The sequence below is a fragment of the Neisseria sp. HMSC073G10 genome (assembly GCF_001812605.1).
Classification (GTDB): Bacteria; Pseudomonadota; Gammaproteobacteria; order Burkholderiales; family Neisseriaceae; genus Neisseria; species Neisseria subflava_A.
The window spans coordinates 2,100-19,353 of the sequence record NZ_KV809535.1 but is presented as its reverse complement, the minus strand read 5'-3'; the positions used below and the strand labels follow the sequence as shown (position 1 = coordinate 19,353).

Sequence of the window (17,254 nt, the reverse complement as noted above, 5' to 3'; positions counted from 1 at the left end):
TTCAGACGGCCTCACATTGACATCAGGCCGTCTGAATATTGCATTGGGTCAGTTCTGAATCAAAATCAGCAGTTTTTCGTAGTCTTGCGCCAATTCGGGATCTTCTTCACGCAGTTTCGCCACCGCTTTAACACCGTGCATCACAGTCGTGTGGTCGCGGCCGCCAAAGGCATCGCCAATAGAAGGCAGACTGAGCGTGGTCAGCTCTTTGGTCAGGCTCATGGCAACTTGGCGCGGACGGGCGATGTTGCGCGTACGTTTTTTGCCTAATATATCGCTGATTTTAATACGGTAGTATTTGGCTGTCGCATCTATGATGATGTCGGCAGTAATGACTTTGTGTTTCTCGGCAATAATATCCTGCAAAGCCGTACGCGCCAAATCCATGTCGATGACAGGACGGTTCATAAAACGGCTGCTGGCGCTGACACGGTTGAACGCGCCTTCCAGCTCACGCACATTGGAGCGGATCAGATTGGCGATAAACAGAGCGGCTTCGTCTTCGATACTGATGCCGGCTGCTTCTGCCTTTTTCTGCAAAATCGCCACGCGCATTTCCAATTCGGGCGGCTCGAGTTCCAAAGTCAAACCCCATGAGAAACGAGATTTGAGACGGTCGTCCATGCCCTCGATTTTGGCAGGTAATACGTCGCACGTCAGAATCAGCTGTTTTTTCTCGTTGTGAAAATGGTTGTACAGATAGAAGAATTCTTCCATCGTACGGTCTTTGCCTTTGATGAACTGAATATCGTCGATAATCAGCAGGTCATATTGTTTGTATTGTTGCTTGAATACATCGTAAGTATTGTTGCGCACAGCCTTCATAAAGCTGCGGATATAGTCGTCCGAGTGCATATAGCGCACTTTGGCATCGGGGCGGTTTTTCAGCAATTCGTTGCCGATGGCCTGCACCAAGTGGGTTTTACCCAAACCGGTACTGCCGTATAAGAAAAACGGGTTGTAGCCCTGCCCCGGATTTTCAGCAATCGCCTGGGCGGCTGCAGCGGCAAGGCGGTTGCCCTTACCTTCCACCAAGGTTTCAAATGTATAGTCGCGCGACAGATTGGTCTGTTCGTAGCGCGCTTCTTCCGCATCGTGTTGCGCGTCGGCTTTAGCTTTGGCAACTGCTTTAGACTCAGCCGGAGCGGCAATTTGCACTTGAGGCTCATGCGGCAGGTTTTTCATGCGTTGCGCCAAAATCTCGGCAGCCGTCATGGCAGCGGCAGGCTTGGAAACCGTTTCAGACGGCCTATCTTCTTCCGCTGCCGCAGCAGTTTGCAAAGACATTTGAACAGGCTCTACAAATTCTTCAACTTCAATGACTTCTTGCACTTGCACCGGCGCAACAGCCTGAGCCGCCATTTCATAATGCGTACCTACGCCCGGCTTAAACGCAAACGCAGCCTGCTGAGGCACCAATTCGGCACGCACGGCGTCAATTTTGGCGGCAAACTGGCTTTTGAGCATATTGCAGGCAAATTGGTTTTTACCATACACCACCCATACGCCGTTTTCTTCGCCCACGGTCAAAGGCGCAATCCATTGCGCAAACTGCCCGGCAGGCAACATTTCGTGAAGGCGGCAAAGGCACAGCGGCCAAAATTCAGCTAACGTCATGAGATTAAGCTCGGAAAATGGAAGACTTGGGAAATACAAGAAGGCAGAGCAGACAGGCAATCCGATAAAAATCAAATTTTTACGATACTCCCGCTGCTTTCATACGGCCTTGCGCACAGAGAAAAGCAAGGTTGGGCGATTATACCCATTCCGCTCTTTTTTATCCACAACCGCCGCAAAATTTTATCCACAAATTCTATCAATGCATAAAACCCGTTGTCACACTTTGGTCAACGAAAAGTTTTTATATTGATTGACAAAAGCGGCAAATTAGAGTGTAATTCACGGTTTAATTATCTACCAATTTTTAGGAAACATCATGAAACGCACTTATCAACCTTCCGTTACCAAACGCAAACGCACCCACGGCTTCTTGGTTCGCTCCAAAACTCGTGGTGGTCGCGCAGTATTGGCTGCCCGTCGCGCCAAAGGCCGCAAACGCTTGGCTGTATAATTTTGAATTACGGCTTCTCGAAGCAGTATCGCTTATTAAAAACGGATGATTTTTCATCCGTTTTTGCGTTGAAAAACCGACGCAGCCGCGATTTGCTGCAAGTCTCCCAGTCCGCAGACAACACGCTCGGCCATCCGCGCCTTGGTTTGGTTGTCAGCAAAAAGACCGCCAAACGCGCCCATGACCGCAATTATATGAAGCGCGTCATCCGCGACTGGTTCAGGCTGAATCAACACCAGCTGCCGCCGCATGATTTTGTTGTGCGCGTGCGTCAGGCGTTTAATCGTGAAACAGCCCCGGAAACCCGAAACCAACTTGCCCAGCTGATGAAAAAACGCCGATGAATACCCTGCTTTCCAAGCTCCTCCTCGCACTCATCCGCTTTTACCAATACTGCATCAGCCCCTTCATTCCGCCGCGCTGCCGCTATACCCCGACCTGTTCACAATACGCAGTCGAAGCCGTCAAAAAATACGGCGCATTCAAAGGCGGATGGCTGGCAATCAAACGCATCGCACGATGCCATCCTTTCGGCGGACACGGACATGACCCTGTTCCATAATGCTGCTGTCAACCATTTAAAGAACACGATTTCCTTTAATTTCCCGTCGGTTTCTATATAATGCCGTCTGAAGCAGTTTTCATCTCGATTACCTATCCGTCAATTCCAGGAATCTCTTATGGATTTTAAAAGACTAATGGCGTTTTTTGCCATTTCAGTGGCAATTTTTGCCGGCTGGGAACATTTTTTCCCCAGCCCCAAACCTAATCCGGCGCAACAAGCCGCGCAACAGCAAACGGCCGCCACTCCGGCGAAAGCCGCTGCCGAAGCCGCGCTTACCCCGGCAGCCCCCATTACCGTTACCACAGACACAGTTAAAGCCGTCATCGACGAAAAAAGCGGCGACCTGCGCCAGCTGACCCTCTTGCAATACAAAGCAACCGGTGACGAACACAAACCTTTCGTCCTGTTTAACGACGGCAAAGAATACACCTACGTTGCCCAATCCGAGCTTTTGGACGCACAAGGCAACAACGTTCTGAAAGGCATCAGCTTTACCGCTCCGCAAAAACAATACAGTTTGGAAGGCGACAAAGTTGAAGTCCGCCTGAGCGCACCTGAAACCAACGGCCTGAAAATCGACAAAGTTTATACTTTTACCAAAGGCAGCTACTTGGTTAACGTCCGCTTTGACATCACCAACAGCAACGGCCAACCTGTCAACCTGAGCGCAGACTACCGCATCGTTCGCGACCACAGCGAACCTGAAGGCCAAGGCTACTTCACCCGCTCTTACGTCGGCCCAGTGGTTTACACCCCTGAAGGCGGCTTCCAAAAAGTCAGCTTCTCTGATTTGGACGACGATGCCAAATCCGGCAAATCCGAAGCCGAATACATCCGCAAAACCCCGACCGGCTGGCTCGGCATGATTGAACACCACTTCATGTCTACTTGGATTTTGCAGCCTAAAGACGGCCAAAGCGTATGCACCGCAGGCGACTGCCGTATCGACATCAAACGCCGCAACGACAACCTGTACAGCGCAAGCGTCAGCGTGCCTTTAGCCGCCATCCAAGCAGGTGCAAAAGCCGAAACCGCCATCAACCTGTATGCCGGTCCGCAAACCACTTCCGTTATCGCCAACATCGCCGACAAACTGCAACTGGCAAAAGACTACGGCAAAGTACACTGGTTCGCCTCCCCGCTCTTCTGGCTCTTGAACCAACTGCACAACATCATCGGCAACTGGGGCTGGGCAATCATCGTTTTGACCATCATCGTCAAAGCTGTACTGTATCCATTGACCAACGCCTCTTACCGCTCTATGGCAAAAATGCGTGCTGCCGCACCTAAATTGCAAGCCATCAAAGAGAAATACGGCGATGACCGCATGGCGCAACAACAAGCCATGATGCAGCTTTACAAAGACGAGAAAATCAATCCGCTGGGCGGCTGTCTGCCTATGCTGTTGCAAATCCCCGTCTTCATCGGCCTATACTGGGCATTGTTCGCCTCCGTAGAATTGCGCCAAGCGCCTTGGTTGGGTTGGATTACCGACTTGAGCCGTCCGGATCCTTTCTACATCCTGCCTTTTATTATGGCGGCAACCATGTTTGCACAAACTTATCTGAATCCGCCGTCAACCGACCCTATGCAGGCGAAAATGATGAAAATCATGCCTTTGGTTTTCTCCATCATGTTCTTCTTCTTCCCTGCCGGCTTGGTTCTGTACTGGGTAGTCAACAACCTCTTGACCATCGCCCAACAATGGCACATCAACCGCAGCATCGAAAAACAACGCGCCCAAGGCGAAGTCGTTTCTTGATAAAGGTATAGGCAATACAAAGGCCGTCTGTTGTTCAGACGGCCTTTTTTTATTTCCTCAAATACAGTTTGAGATTGAACCCAATCCAGTTTTAAGCGGAATACAACACAAAAATCGTCGGACGTTTTTTCAAATTCGGCATTTCTTTTCTTTTCCTCCACTGCGCAATCGTCTGGCTAATGATTTCCTGTGTCGGCAAGGTCAAGTCCGTAGCCACACATAAGCGCGTTTCAGGATGCAGGTTTTCCACCGCATCAGCCAACAACGCATCGTTGCGATACGGCGTTTCGATAAACAGCTGCGTTTCATTCTGCTGGCGCGAACGTTGCTCCAAAGCCTTCAAACGCTGAATGCGCTCATTTTTTTCAGACGGCAGATACCCCTTAAACGCAAAGTTTTGCCCATTCGCACCCGAAGCCATCAGCGCCAGCAACAAGCTGGACGGGCCGACCAAAGGCCGTACTTCAAAACCGTGTTTATGCGCCAACGCCACCAAATTCGCGCCTGGATCGGCAACAGCCGGGCAACCCGCCTCGCTGACAATGCCCATACTGCGCCCTTCTTGCAAAGGTTTCAGCAATTCCGGCAAAGTCTTCAAATCCGTGTGTTCATTCAGCGTTTGCAGATTCAGCTCGCGGATAGGCGTAGTCACGCCCAAATGTTTCAAATGCGCGCGCGCTGTTTTTTCCGCTTCCACGACAAAATCCGTCAGCCCGACAATCGCCTGTTGTTCATGCGGCAACAGGCATGGCGTATCAGGCGCACCCAAAGGGGTAGGAATCAAATACAAAATCGGTTTCATTCTTGCAACTCCAAAAAATCTCAGGCCGTCTGAACACATTCAGACGGCCTCAAACTATAAAACTTCCACACCTTCGTTTTTCAAAAAATCAATCAGACGGAAAATCGGAAGGCCGATTAAAGCATTCGGATCCGTACTTTCAATCCGCTCCAACAAAGCGGCGCCCAAACCCTCGCTCTTCGCCGCACCGGCACAATAAACCGCATCCGGCTCACGTTCCAAATATCGGCTGATTTGTTCCTGCGTCAACTGGCGCATGGCAACCACCGTATGATCGACATGATGCTGAACCTTGCCCGTAGCAGTATTCAAAAGCACAATTGCGCTGTAAAATTCAATCCGTTTTCCGCTTAAGTCCGCCAGCATCTGTTGTGCATTTGCGACGTTCATCGGCTTGCCCAACTGCCGTCCTTCGCACCATGCGACTTGGTCTGCGCCGATAATCAGCGCGGCAGGAAAAGTTGCCGCCAATGAACGGGCTTTGCCTTCCGCCAAACGCAGCGCCGTCTCGCCTGCATGCTCGCCCTCAATAGGCGTTTCATCAAAATCAGGCGATGCCGTCTGAAAATCGATACCTAAACGGCGAAGCTGTCCGCAGCGGAAAACCGAACTCGACCCTAAAACCAAAGGCAGTTTTACTTCCATATTTTTACTTAAAAACATTGACGTTAGACTGCCGAAATTATATCATACTCCGTTTATGTCATACCCTAATTTGATTGACCCAGAAGTTTTCGCCGCCGAAGGGCAGAATCTGCAAGGCAGCTTCCTGCTCGAAGAATTGGATGAACGAGTCAGTTCGCACGATTATCCGGCCGACAAACAGACACGCGTGTCGTTTACGCTGCAAGGCGGTCGCGACCGGCTGCAACGTCTGTTTCTCGATTTAAACGTCAAAGCCGACATGCCCCTGATTTGCCAGCGTTGCATTACGCCCATGCCGTTTCTACTCGATGAAACCAGCCGTATCGTCCTGTTTGCCGATGAAGAGAGTTTGGACGAAGCCATGCTTGCCGATGAAGAATTGGAAGGCATGCTGCTCGAAAAAGAGCTTGACGTGCGGACTCTGGTTGAAGACCAAATCCTGATGTCGCTCCCTTTCTCCCCTCGACACGAAGACTGCGGCAACAATGGAATACTGGACGAAGTCAATCGGGACAAACCAAACCCCTTCGCTGTTTTAGCAGGTTTGAAAAGCAGTTAATTAGGACACAGTTTATTTATCTAGGAGCTTGAAATGGCCGTTCAACAAAACAAAAAATCCCCTTCTAAACGCGGTATGCACCGTTCACACGACGCTCTGACTGCGCCTTCTCTGTCTGTTGACAGCGCAACCGGCGAAGTACATCGTCCACACCATATTTCTCCAAACGGTATGTACCGTGGCCGTAAAGTGGTAAAAGCTAAAGGCGAATAATCCGTTCGTCTGACTGAAAAAGCCAGAATATTGCCATGCAATGACTGGCTTTTTTGCATTGCACCCTGTATTTTCCTCTTCGGAAGCACACCATGAAACGTAAAATCTGGTACACCTACGACGACATTCACCGCGTAATCAAAGGATTGGCGGAAAAAATCCAAAACTCCGGCACCAAATACGATGCCATGATTGCCATTGGCGGCGGCGGTTTTATCCCTGCCCGCATGTTGCGCTGCTTCTTGGAAATTCCGATTTACGCCGTCACCACAGCCTACTACGACAGCGATAACGAAGGTCAAGTTACCGAGGAAGTGAAAAAAGTCCAATGGCTTGATCCCGTTCCCGATGTACTGAAAGGCAAAAACGTACTGGTCGTTGACGAAGTGGACGACAGCCGCGTTACCATGGAATTCTGCCTGAACGAATTGCTGAAAGAAGATTTCGGCACTGTCGGCGTGGCAGTATTGCATGAAAAAATCAAAGCCAAAGTCGGTAAAATTCCTGAAGGCGTCCCTTATTTCAGCGGCATCACCGTTGAAGACTGGTGGATCAACTATCCTTGGGACGCGCTAGACATTGACGAACACAACAAATTGGCCGCGCAAAACCAATAAATCTGGTACGACCGTCGCAACAAGCCTTTTCATCTGATTTTCAATTCAATCTCCTGAAAATCAGATGAGTGTGCTTGTCCGATTGTTTGAGACCGTCTGAAACACACAAACCGGAGAACAACATGATTACACTGGCCGTAGATGCCATGGGCGGAGATGCAGGCCTTGCGGTTACCGTCCCCGGTGCAGTGGATTTCCTGAAACAGCAATCCGACGTACATCTGATTATGGTCGGAGGTGAAGCAGCAGTCCGCCAAGCATTAAGCTCGGCAGGCGCGCCTATGGACCGTATTACCGTCTGCCATGCAGCGCAAGTCGTCGAAATGGATGAAGCGCCGCAATCTGCGCTGAAAAATAAAAAAGAATCATCCATGCGCATCGCCATCAACCAAGTCAAAGAAGGCAATGCGCAAGCCGCCGTATCGGCAGGCAATACCGGCGCACTGATGGCGACCGCCCGATTCGTCCTCAAGACCATTCCCGGTATTGAGCGCCCTGCCATCGCCAAATTCCTGCCTTCCGACAGCGAACACGTTACCCTGGCTTTGGATTTGGGCGCCAACGTTGACTGTACGCCCGAACAACTGGTTCAATTTGCCATCATCGGCAGCGAGCTGGTACATGCGCTGCACCCTGAAAAAGGCAGCCCGCGCGTCGCCCTTTTGAACGTCGGCACAGAAGACATCAAGGGTACGGATGCCGTCAAACAAACCTTTAAACTGTTGAGCAGCAGCAAACTCAACTTCATCGGTAATATCGAAAGCAACAGCGTTTTGTATGGCGAAGCCGATGTTGTTGTTGCAGACGGATTTGTTGGCAACGTTATGCTCAAAACCATCGAAGGCGCGGTTAAATTCATGAGCGGCGCCATCCGCCGTGAATTCCAAAGCACCCTGCTCAACAAACTTGCCGCTATTGCCGCCCTGCCCGCACTCAAAGGTCTGAAAGGCAAATTGGATCCGCGCAAATTTAACGGCGCTATTCTGCTTGGTTTACGCGGTATTGTGATTAAGAGCCACGGCGGAACCGACGAAGTCGGCTTCCGTTATGCTTTGGAAGAAGCCTACCACGAAGCCAAATCCGCCGGACTTGCACAAATCGAACAAGGCGTAGCCACCCAGTTGGCTGCTTTGGAAGCCGCCAAAGCAGCAGCCGAACTGGAAGAAACCGCTGCTCTAACAACGGAAGCTTAAGGCTGATATATACAGGCCGTCTGAAACTTCACAATGTTCAGACGGCCTGTTTTTATCTTTAATCACTGACTTCATTCTTAATATTGGGAATTTTCCCATTTTCGCTTACAATACCCGACTATCTGAATCAACTCTCTAAAAAGGCCGTTCTCATGCAATATGCCAAAATTTCCGGTACAGGCAGCTACCTTCCTGCCAACCGCGTCAGCAATGACGACCTTGCCAAAAAAGTGGACACTTCCGACGAGTGGATTACCACGCGTACAGGTATCAAATTTCGCCATATTGCAGACGACAGCGAAAAAACCAGCGACTTGGCCGCCGAGTCAGCGCGCCGCGCCTTGGCAGATGCCGATTTGCAGGCTAACGATATCGATCTGATTATCGTCGCCACAGCCACTCCCGATATGCAATTCCCTTCTACGGCAACCATCGTGCAGCAAAAATTGGGTATTGCCAACGGCTGCCCTGCCTTTGACGTACAAGCCGTGTGTGCCGGTTTTATGTATGCCCTGACCACTGCCAATGCCTACATCAAAAGCGGCATGGCAAAAAACGCTTTGGTCATCGGCGCGGAAACCTTCAGCCGCATCGTCGATTGGAACGACCGCACCACCTGCGTCCTCTTTGGTGACGGCGCAGGCGCGGTTGTCTTAAGCGCATCTGACGAACCGGGCATCATCCACGGCAAACTTAAAGCCGACGGCAACTACCTCAACCTTTTGAACGTCCCCGGGCAAATCGCTAACGGCCAAATTTGCGGCTCACCCTACATCAGTATGGACGGCCCCGGCGTATTCAAATTTGCCGTCAAAATGCTGTCCAAAATCGCCGATGACGTTATCGAAGAAGCCGGTTACACCACCGATCAAATCGATTGGATTGTGCCGCACCAAGCCAATAAGCGCATTATCGACTCTACCGCCAAACACTTGGGCTTGAGCATGGATAAAGTGATCTTGACCGTCCAAGACCACGGCAACACGTCCGCCGCCTCCATTCCGCTGGCACTGGATGTCGGTATTAAAAACGGCCAAATCAAACGTGGACAAAACCTTTTGCTCGAAGGCATCGGCGGCGGTTTTGCCTGGGGTGCGGTTTTGGTGAAATACTAACGGCTGGGCCGTCTGAACACCCCTTTCAGACGGCCTATTCTGCTCAAACCCATGAAATCCCTAACGTTTGCACTCTGCATCAGCAGCCTGTTTTTAAGCATAACGGCTGTAATATTGCCCAAACTGGCAATCGCCTATCTCGCACTGAGTGCATACGTTTTCCTGCTTTACTACCAAGACAAACAGCGCGCACGCAACCACGGCAGACGCATACCCGAAGCAAAATTGCATCTGCTCAATCTGCTTGGCTGCTGGCCGGGCGGTTATTGCGGCAGCCTCGCATTCCGGCATAAAACCAGCAAACTCAGTTTTGTCCGCATCTTCCGACTGACCGCTGCAACCAATACTGTCGCCACCCTCCTTCTGCTGGCGGACACCCTCAAACATTCAAACCAATAAGGAATTACCATGTCTTTCGCATTCTTTTTCCCCGGACAAGGCTCACAAAGCCTAGGCATGATGAACGGCTTTGCCGAGCAAGCCATCGTTAAAGCCACATTTGACGAAGCTTCCGCCGTATTGGGTCAAGACCTGTGGGCAATGATTAACGGCGAAGATGCCGAATTAATCGGACAAACCGTCAACACCCAACCCATCATGCTGGCTGCCGGCATTGCCACCTACCGCGCCTACTTAGAAGCCGGCGGTAAAATCCCTTCCGTTGTTGCAGGCCACAGCCTCGGCGAATACACCGCCCTCGTCGCTGCCGGTGCATTGGATTTCGCAGACGCGGTCAAACTGGTTCGTCTGCGCGCCGAACTCATGCAATCTGCCGTACCACAAGGCGTAGGCGCAATGGCCGCTATTTTGGGTTTGGAAGACGAACAAGTGAAAGCCATTTGTGCCGAAGCTGCACAAGGCGAAGTCGTTGAAGCCGTTAACTTCAACTCCCCAGGCCAAGTCGTGATTGCCGGCAACACTGCTGCAGTCGAACGCGCCATGGCCGCCGCCAAAGAAGCCGGAGCCAAACGCGCCCTGCTGCTGCCTGTTTCTGTTCCCTCACATTGTAGCCTCATGAAGCCTGCAGCGGAAAAACTTGCCGAAGCATTGAAAGACATCACCATCAAACAACCGCAAATCCGTGTCATCCATAACGCCGATGTTGCCTCTTACGATGATGCCGACAAAATCAAAGATGCCCTGGTACGCCAACTGTACAGCCCGGTGCGCTGGACAGAAACCGTCAACGCGCTTGTTTCCGAAGGCATTACCGAATCAGCCGAATGCGGTCCCGGCAAAGTCCTCGCAGGTCTCGCCAAACGCATCAACAAAGAAGCCGCGTGCAGCGCATTGACCAATGCCGACCAAGTGGCGGCATTTATCGAAGCTCACTAAAATGTTTTCAGACGGCCTTATCCTGTCAGGCAAGGCCGTCTGAAAAATCAGCCCACCCCAATCCGAATACATTATGAAAAAAACCATTATTCTTGCCGTTCCCTACATGTACGGACTGGATCAATGTATCGAAAAAAATCTGCGTTTTCTTGGTTTTGATGTCATTAATCTGTGCTATGACGACCGAGATTCCTATTACCCGAACTTGGGCAGCAGACTCAAAAAACTCTACCACAAACACATCACCAAAGACGGCAACTATAAAAAATACCTCAAATACAGCCGCCACCTCGACGACATTCAGCAAAAACTGGCCTCACTAAACGGCAAAAAAGCCGATTATGCGCTCTGTATCCGTGCCAATATTTACCCCAAAGAAATCATCGCCACCATCCGCGAACACAGCAATGTTTGTGTGAATTATCAATGGGATGGCGTAGGTCGTTTTCCAGATATTATTGAATATTTGGATTATTTTGACCAATGCTGGGTTTTCGATCCCGACGATATTCAAAAATATCCACAATGCCGTTTCAAAGCCACCACCAATTTTTACTTTGACTTTCCCGTGGCGAAATATGCCCCCACCAACAAACTCTACTTTTTAGGCGGCTACGAACTCAGGCGCGAAGAGCAAACCAAACGTTTTATCCAAGAAACCGAACGCCTCAACCTACCCTTGGATTTTCATATCTACTGCAAAGACGACAGGGCTGAAAAAGCCTTCGGACACAACGGCATCCGCTATCTTGACCGCAACAGCATACTCAGCTTTGAAGAAAATCTCAGCCAAGTGCAAAGTTGCGGTGCGGTTGTCGACTTTGCACAATTCGAACATTACGGCTTATCATTCCGTATCTTCGATGCGTTGCGTTTCGATAAAAAACTGATTACCACCAACAAACATATCTTGGAAACCGACCTATACCACCCGGACCGCGTGTTCGTATGGGACGGCGGTAATTTAGACGCATTGCCTGAATTTTTGGCACGTCCGTATCAGCAACCTGCCCCTGAAATCAAAGCCTATTATTCGTTTACACAATGGCTAAACCGCCTGCTCGGCATTGATTAACCCTATTGCCTATGGCAAATACCCCTGCCTGACAAAATATTACATTAAATACATTATGAGTAAGAAAAAAGTCATTCTCGCCATGCCGGAACTCTTCAAAATCCACGAACTCATTATTGAGAACTTGGAGAAATGCGGATTTGAAGTGCTGTCCCTGACCTATGAAGAAAAAGAGTTCAAATACAAAAATGTATTTCAACGGCTGAAAAAAATCTGGTATCGAAATATTCTTGGACAAAAAGACTTCAAAAAACGGACTATGTTCCGCGCCGTAGAAGAACGCCTCAATACCCTGTTAAGCGAACATCCCGAACAAGCGGATTATTGCTTCATGATTTGGCTGGGGGCCTATCCGAAAGACTTCATCGCCAAGCTCAGAGCGCATTCAAAATTGATGGTGTATTACAACTGGGAAGCCCTGACCTTCTTAAAAGAAGACTTCGACAACATCGAATTTTTCGACAAATTTTACTTTTTCGATCCATTTGACCAAGGCAAACACCCTGAATACACCGAAAAACTCTTTCCAACCACCAGCTTCTACTTTGATAGCTTCAGGCCGTCTGAAAACCCGCAAAACAAAATCTTGTTTATCGGCTCGTACGCTGCCGACCGCAACAATGACATCCGTGCATTTTGCGAAGCTGCGCGTTCAATCGGTTTAGAAATAGATTTCCGCTTGGCCAGTAAGAAAATCGAAGAAGAAAAAGCGGCTTTAGGCATTCCCGAAGTCGAGTTCTTCTCATTTGAAAACGCCCTCTCCTATCGTCAAAACTTAGAAGAAGCGGCCAAATCCTCCGTATTGGTAGATTTCCTCAACCGCAAGCACTACGGCCTCTCTTTGCGGATTTTCGAAGCGATCGGTTTAGACAAAAAACTGATTACGACCAATCCGACCATCGTACATTACGATTTTTATCACCCGAACAATATGTTCTACTGGAATGGAAGCAACCTTGACGAACTCAAAGCCTTCCTGACCTTGCCGTACGTACCGCTTGCCCCCGGCCTAAAACACAAATACAGCTTCAGCAACTGGATCAGCTGCGCATTTGATATTGAACCGAATATCCCTATCGGATTACCTGAAATCGATAGAGAAGTTGTGGAGAATTTAAATGTTTAATCGAGAAAAATTAGTATTAGAAACCGTTCATATCCGCAAACGAGAATTCATTGAACAGCCGAAACATATTGTTTATGCAGCTGATCAAAACTATATCAAACACATCGGCACTGCGTTACTTTCTGTATTGCAAAACAATACCAGCCCAATACATTTTCATTTGTTAGTTAGCGGTTCAGAAGGTTATGATTTTAATATTTTTAATCAAATTGAAACATCAAATCAAAACTACTCAATAAGCGTTTACCATTTAAATACAGAATACTTTTCTACCCTGCAGACTACCCATTATTTTACTATCGCTATGTATTACCGTATGAGTATCCCTTGCTTATTAAAAGGTATTGCTCATACTGCGCTTTATTTAGATACTGATGTACTGTGCTTGGGCAACATTGATGATTTATTTGAAATCGACATTTCAAATTCTTTGATTGCTGCCGTACCTGATGCAATCTTATACAGAGCATATATAAAACAACTCAATCAATTTGGTTTTACAGATACTGAGCCTTATTTCAACTCTGGGGTCATTCTATTCAATATTGACAAATGGAATGATATGGCAATAGATAAAATTTTGTCTGAAAAAATGCAAGCCGTAGAAAAACAGAATTTTAAACTCTCCTGTCCAGACCAAGATATTTTGAATTTAGCCTGTATAGGTCATGTACACTGGCTTTCAGAAAACTTTAACTGGATACATTGGCATCAAAAATACAGTGAATTAATCGACAATCCCAACAATATCCGCTTAGTCCATTTTGTTGGCCATATCAAACCGTGGCATCAATTAGGCTTCCACCCCGCATATGATCAATATTTTAAGAATTCCCCATGGAATAACGGATATCTAGAACAACCTCTATCAACTTGGTTGCCCTTTCCAAATCCTAAAAGGAAATTTAGACAAGCAGCCAAACGACTTTGGAAACAAGGACAAAAAAAGCAAGCATGGGCATACTACAAAGAATATTTATTACGCAGAATCAACAAACGACGGTATCAAGCACCCTCCCTAGGTAAATAAGGCCGTCTGAAACCATTTTTCCCAATCGCAATTAAGGAATAAAACATGAGTACACAAGATTTGAGCGGCAAAATCGCTTTGGTAACCGGCGCTTCTCGCGGTATTGGTGCGGCGATTGCCGATACTTTGGCTGCGGCCGGTGCAAAAGTTATCGGCACAGCCACCAGTGAGAGCGGTGCGGCTGCAATCGGTGAACGCTTGGCACAATGGGGCGGCGAAGGCCGTGCATTGAATTCTGCCGAGCCTGAAACCATCGAAAACCTGATTGCCGACATCGAGAAAGAATTCGGTAAACTGGATATTTTGGTCAACAACGCCGGCATTACCCGCGACAACCTCCTGATGCGCATGAAAGAGGAAGAGTGGGACGACATCATGCAGGTTAACCTCAAATCTGTGTTCCGCGCCTCCAAAGCGGTATTGCGCGGCATGATGAAACAACGTGCCGGCCGCATCATTAACATTACTTCCGTTGTCGGCGTGATGGGCAATGCCGGCCAAACCAACTATGCGGCCGCAAAAGCAGGCTTAATCGGCTTCTCCAAATCTATGGCGCGTGAAGTCGGCAGCCGCGGCATTACCGTCAACTGCGTCGCCCCCGGCTTTATCGACACCGATATGACCCGCGCCCTGCCGGAAGAAACCCGCAAAACCTTTGAAGCGCAAACTTCTTTGGGCAAATTCGGTGAAGCGCAAGATATTGCCGATGCAGTCTTGTTCTTGGCTTCTGATCAGGCAAAATACATTACCGGTCAGACACTTCATGTCAACGGCGGCATGTTGATGCCTTAACCCGTTTGTTTATTTAAAGGCCGTCTGAATATTTCAGACGGCCCTTTTTTTCAATCAAAACACTACTTTACATTCTATCTTGATATAATCTTAATAATCCGTTAGATAACGCTCGAAACAGTAAGTCCAAATAAGCATGATACGGGAAATCAAATCGCAGAAATGAAGTTCATTCTGTGCGTTTTTATTTGGGTTTGCTGTCGGTTTTCGACGTGTTTCAGACGGCCTATATAACAATAGCTACTTTTAACGAAAGGCCGCCCACTCTATGCACGAATTCTCCCTCGGTCCCATTGTCATTGTCCTGTTGGTTTCCGTCATTACGGTTATCTGCTGTCGCAAGTTCAACATTCCTTCCATGCTCGGTTATCTTTTGGTCGGTTTTATTGCCGGTCCGGGTATGTTCAAACTGATTCCGCAAAGCCACGCTACCGACTATTTGGGCGAAATCGGCATTGTGTTCTTGATGTTCAGCATCGGTCTCGAATTCTCCCTACCCAAACTCAAAGCCATGCGCCGCCTCGTATTCGGCTTGGGCGGTTTACAAGTCATCATTACCATGCTCTCGATTATGGGCATTTTGATGGCAATGGGCACGCCGTTTAACTGGGCGTTTGCCACTGCGGGTGCACTGACCATGTCGTCCACCGCCATCGTCAGCCGCATTCTGTCGGAGAAAACCGAGCTGGGTCAGCCGCATGGACAAATGGCCATGGGCGTTTTGCTGATGCAAGATATTGCCGTGGTACCGCTGATGATTCTGATTCCGGCACTTGCTGGCGGCAGCGAAGGCAACTTGTGGGTAGAGCTGGGCTTGGCCGGTTTGAAAATGTTGCTGACCTTGGGCATTTTATTCGTTGTCGGCAGTCGAGTGATGTCGCGCTGGTTCAGACTGGTTGCCAAACGCAAATCGTCCGAACTCTTCATGATCAACGTTTTGCTGGTTACTTTGGGCGTAGCCTATCTGACAGAGCTTGAAGGCCTGTCTATGGCATTGGGCGCATTCGTCGCCGGTATGCTGCTTTCCGAAACCGAATACCGTATTCAGGTAGAAGACGACATCCGTCCATTCCGCGATATCCTGCTGGGCTTCTTCTTTATTACCGTCGGTATGAAGCTAGATATTCAGGCGCTGATCGGCAACTGGCAGCAAATCCTGATTTTATTGGCAATCCTGTTGGTCTTGAAAGCACTGGTCGTCTTCATCATCGCTTTGCGCATGAAAAATCCTGTGGGCGACAGCCTCAAAAGTGCGCTTTATTTGGCGCAAGGCGGCGAGTTCGGCTTCGTGATGCTGGCTATTTCCAGCAAAATCAATATGGTTTCGCCCGAATTGGAACAAGCAGCCACTGCTGCCGTCTTGCTTTCCATGATTGCTGCGCCATTTATCTTGGACAGCAGCGATGCCATCGTCAGCCGCTTCGTTAAATCCGACTGGGACATGAAAGCCTTGGACTTACACTCCATGCTGGTGGAAACCATGAGCAAATCCGAACACGTCCTGATTATCGGTTTCGGACGCGGCGGTCAATCGGTTGCCCGTGTATTGGCGCAAGAAGGCATCCCCTACTTTGCCCTTGACTTGGATATTGCCCGCGTACAAGTGGCACGCAACGCAGGCGAACCGGTTTCCTTTGGCGATGCCAAACGCCGTGAAGTCTTGGAAGCCGCCGGCTTGGGACGCGCCAAAATGGTGGTCATCACGCTGAACAATATGCATGAAACCCAACATGTTCTCGGCAACATCATGTCCATGCATCCGAGCATGCCGGTTTATGTTCGAGCCACCAATGACGATTACGTCAAAACCTTTACCGAAATGGGGGCAGAAGAAACCGTTTCCGATACCAAAGAAACCAGCCTGGTGCTGGCAAGCTATGCCATGTTGGGCCACGGTCTCTCTTACAACCATGTTTATCAAACCATAACCCACATCCGTCACAGCCGCTATGCATCTTTGCAAGACTTGTTTGTCGGCAGTGATGATGACAGCTTCTCCGACGAAGACAGCAAGGCCGTCTGCCGCCATGCTTTCCCATTGCACGGCGAGGCACACGCCATCGGCAAAACCATCCGTGAATTGCCATTGGCAGCACATTATCTGAAACTATTGTTTATCCGCCGCAACACCGGAAAAATCCAAGACCTTGACCCTGATTTCGTTCTGGAAACCGGCGACATTTTGGTTGTCGCAGGCAAACAGGAAGAAATTATTTCCTTTGAAAACTGGTGCTTGCAGGGAGATATCTAATTATCGGCAAATAAATCTTGCGCGCATCAGGATTTTTTGGTTTAATAGCGTCTTCGCAATTTTGCGCATGGGTGATTAGCTCAGTTGGTAGAGCGTCTGCCTT

19 protein-coding genes are annotated in these 17,254 nt (G+C 49.0%); 16 read left to right on the top strand and 3 right to left on the bottom strand.

All coding sequences use genetic code 11. From position 1 onward, the window contains the following. Window positions 1–48: 48 nt before the first annotated feature. Window positions 49–1,617, bottom strand: coding sequence for a chromosomal replication initiator protein DnaA (dnaA, locus tag HMPREF2865_RS07570; protein WP_070646614.1), 1,569 nt, complete (start codon window positions 1,615–1,617; stop codon window positions 49–51). Between the two features lie 319 nt (window positions 1,618–1,936). Here dnaA and rpmH point away from each other — a divergent pair, with 319 nt between their 5' ends. The 4 genes from rpmH (at window position 1,937) to yidC (ending at window position 4,398) form a co-directional block, all read left to right on the top strand. Beyond that, window positions 1,937–2,071 (top strand): 50S ribosomal protein L34, encoded by a 135-nt coding sequence (rpmH, locus tag HMPREF2865_RS07565; protein ID WP_002214728.1) that lies wholly within the window; start codon window positions 1,937–1,939, stop codon window positions 2,069–2,071. A 2-nt stretch (window positions 2,072–2,073) separates the two neighbouring features. Continuing rightward, window positions 2,074–2,415, top strand: a complete 342-nt coding sequence (gene rnpA / locus HMPREF2865_RS07560) for a ribonuclease P protein component (RefSeq protein ID WP_070646613.1) — start codon at window positions 2,074–2,076, stop codon at window positions 2,413–2,415. Then, window positions 2,412–2,633, top strand: coding sequence for a membrane protein insertion efficiency factor YidD (gene yidD, locus HMPREF2865_RS07555; protein ID WP_070646612.1), 222 nt, complete (start codon window positions 2,412–2,414; stop codon window positions 2,631–2,633). The genes rnpA and yidD overlap by 4 nt, the downstream gene beginning before the upstream one ends. Before the next feature lie 118 nt (window positions 2,634–2,751). Further along, complete coding sequence (gene yidC, locus HMPREF2865_RS07550) at window positions 2,752–4,398, top strand: membrane protein insertase YidC (RefSeq protein WP_070646611.1); 1,647 nt, start codon at window positions 2,752–2,754, stop codon at window positions 4,396–4,398. A gap of 91 nt (window positions 4,399–4,489) precedes the next feature. On the opposite strand, the gene HMPREF2865_RS07545 is transcribed toward yidC, so the two are convergent. Both HMPREF2865_RS07545 and HMPREF2865_RS07540 read right to left on the bottom strand, forming a co-directional pair. Next, on the bottom strand, window positions 4,490–5,200 hold the full coding sequence (locus tag HMPREF2865_RS07545; protein ID WP_070646610.1) for an SAM-dependent methyltransferase: 711 nt from the start codon (window positions 5,198–5,200) through the stop codon (window positions 4,490–4,492). Window positions 5,201–5,254: 54 nt separating this feature from the next. Further along, window positions 5,255–5,845: a Maf family protein gene (locus HMPREF2865_RS07540; protein ID WP_070646680.1), complete on the bottom strand. Its 591-nt coding sequence runs from the start codon at window positions 5,843–5,845 to the stop codon at window positions 5,255–5,257. Window positions 5,846–5,900: 55 nt separating this feature from the next. Between HMPREF2865_RS07540 and HMPREF2865_RS07535 the strand changes: the two genes are divergently transcribed. The 12 genes from HMPREF2865_RS07535 to HMPREF2865_RS07480 all read left to right on the top strand — a co-directional run bounded on the left by HMPREF2865_RS07535 (window position 5,901) and on the right by HMPREF2865_RS07480 (window position 17,151). Next, a complete protein-coding gene (locus tag HMPREF2865_RS07535; RefSeq protein ID WP_070646609.1) occupies window positions 5,901–6,404 on the top strand; it encodes a YceD family protein in 504 nt (167 codons plus the stop codon). Window positions 6,405–6,437: 33 nt separating this feature from the next. After that, complete coding sequence (gene rpmF, locus HMPREF2865_RS07530) at window positions 6,438–6,617, top strand: 50S ribosomal protein L32 (protein WP_002240035.1); 180 nt, start codon at window positions 6,438–6,440, stop codon at window positions 6,615–6,617. A gap of 92 nt (window positions 6,618–6,709) precedes the next feature. After that, the gene (locus HMPREF2865_RS07525) at window positions 6,710–7,234 is read left to right on the top strand and encodes a phosphoribosyltransferase (protein ID WP_063069055.1); all 525 of its coding nucleotides are present in this window, start codon (window positions 6,710–6,712) and stop codon (window positions 7,232–7,234) included. A 122-nt stretch (window positions 7,235–7,356) separates the two neighbouring features. Further along, on the top strand, window positions 7,357–8,427 hold the full coding sequence (gene plsX / locus HMPREF2865_RS07520) for a phosphate acyltransferase PlsX (protein ID WP_070646608.1): 1,071 nt from the start codon (window positions 7,357–7,359) through the stop codon (window positions 8,425–8,427). Between the two features lie 152 nt (window positions 8,428–8,579). After that, on the top strand, window positions 8,580–9,542 hold the full coding sequence (locus tag HMPREF2865_RS07515; RefSeq protein WP_070646607.1) for a beta-ketoacyl-ACP synthase III: 963 nt from the start codon (window positions 8,580–8,582) through the stop codon (window positions 9,540–9,542). A 51-nt stretch (window positions 9,543–9,593) separates the two neighbouring features. Then, the gene (locus HMPREF2865_RS07510; protein ID WP_070646606.1) at window positions 9,594–9,941 is read left to right on the top strand and encodes a DUF1294 domain-containing protein; all 348 of its coding nucleotides are present in this window, start codon (window positions 9,594–9,596) and stop codon (window positions 9,939–9,941) included. A 9-nt stretch (window positions 9,942–9,950) separates the two neighbouring features. Then, on the top strand, window positions 9,951–10,877 hold the full coding sequence (gene fabD, locus HMPREF2865_RS07505) for an ACP S-malonyltransferase (RefSeq protein ID WP_070646605.1): 927 nt from the start codon (window positions 9,951–9,953) through the stop codon (window positions 10,875–10,877). Between the two features lie 73 nt (window positions 10,878–10,950). Further along, a complete protein-coding gene (locus HMPREF2865_RS07500; protein ID WP_070646604.1) occupies window positions 10,951–11,952 on the top strand; it encodes a WaaS/CpsH family glycosyltransferase in 1,002 nt (333 codons plus the stop codon). 55 nt (window positions 11,953–12,007) lie between these two features. Next, entirely contained in the window at window positions 12,008–13,078 is a 1,071-nt protein-coding gene (locus HMPREF2865_RS07495) for a WaaS/CpsH family glycosyltransferase (RefSeq protein ID WP_070584842.1), read from the top strand. Continuing rightward, window positions 13,071–14,108 carry a glycosyltransferase family 8 protein gene (locus tag HMPREF2865_RS07490; protein ID WP_070584735.1) on the top strand — a complete coding sequence of 346 codons (1,038 nt, stop codon included), beginning with the start codon at window positions 13,071–13,073 and terminating at the stop codon, window positions 14,106–14,108. Before HMPREF2865_RS07495 ends, HMPREF2865_RS07490 begins: the two co-directional genes overlap by 8 nt. Before the next feature lie 45 nt (window positions 14,109–14,153). Next, window positions 14,154–14,900, top strand: coding sequence for a 3-oxoacyl-ACP reductase FabG (gene fabG, locus HMPREF2865_RS07485; protein ID WP_003682193.1), 747 nt, complete (start codon window positions 14,154–14,156; stop codon window positions 14,898–14,900). 268 nt (window positions 14,901–15,168) lie between these two features. Next, on the top strand, window positions 15,169–17,151 hold the full coding sequence (locus HMPREF2865_RS07480) for a monovalent cation:proton antiporter family protein (protein WP_070646603.1): 1,983 nt from the start codon (window positions 15,169–15,171) through the stop codon (window positions 17,149–17,151). Window positions 17,152–17,254: the final 103 nt, after the last annotated feature.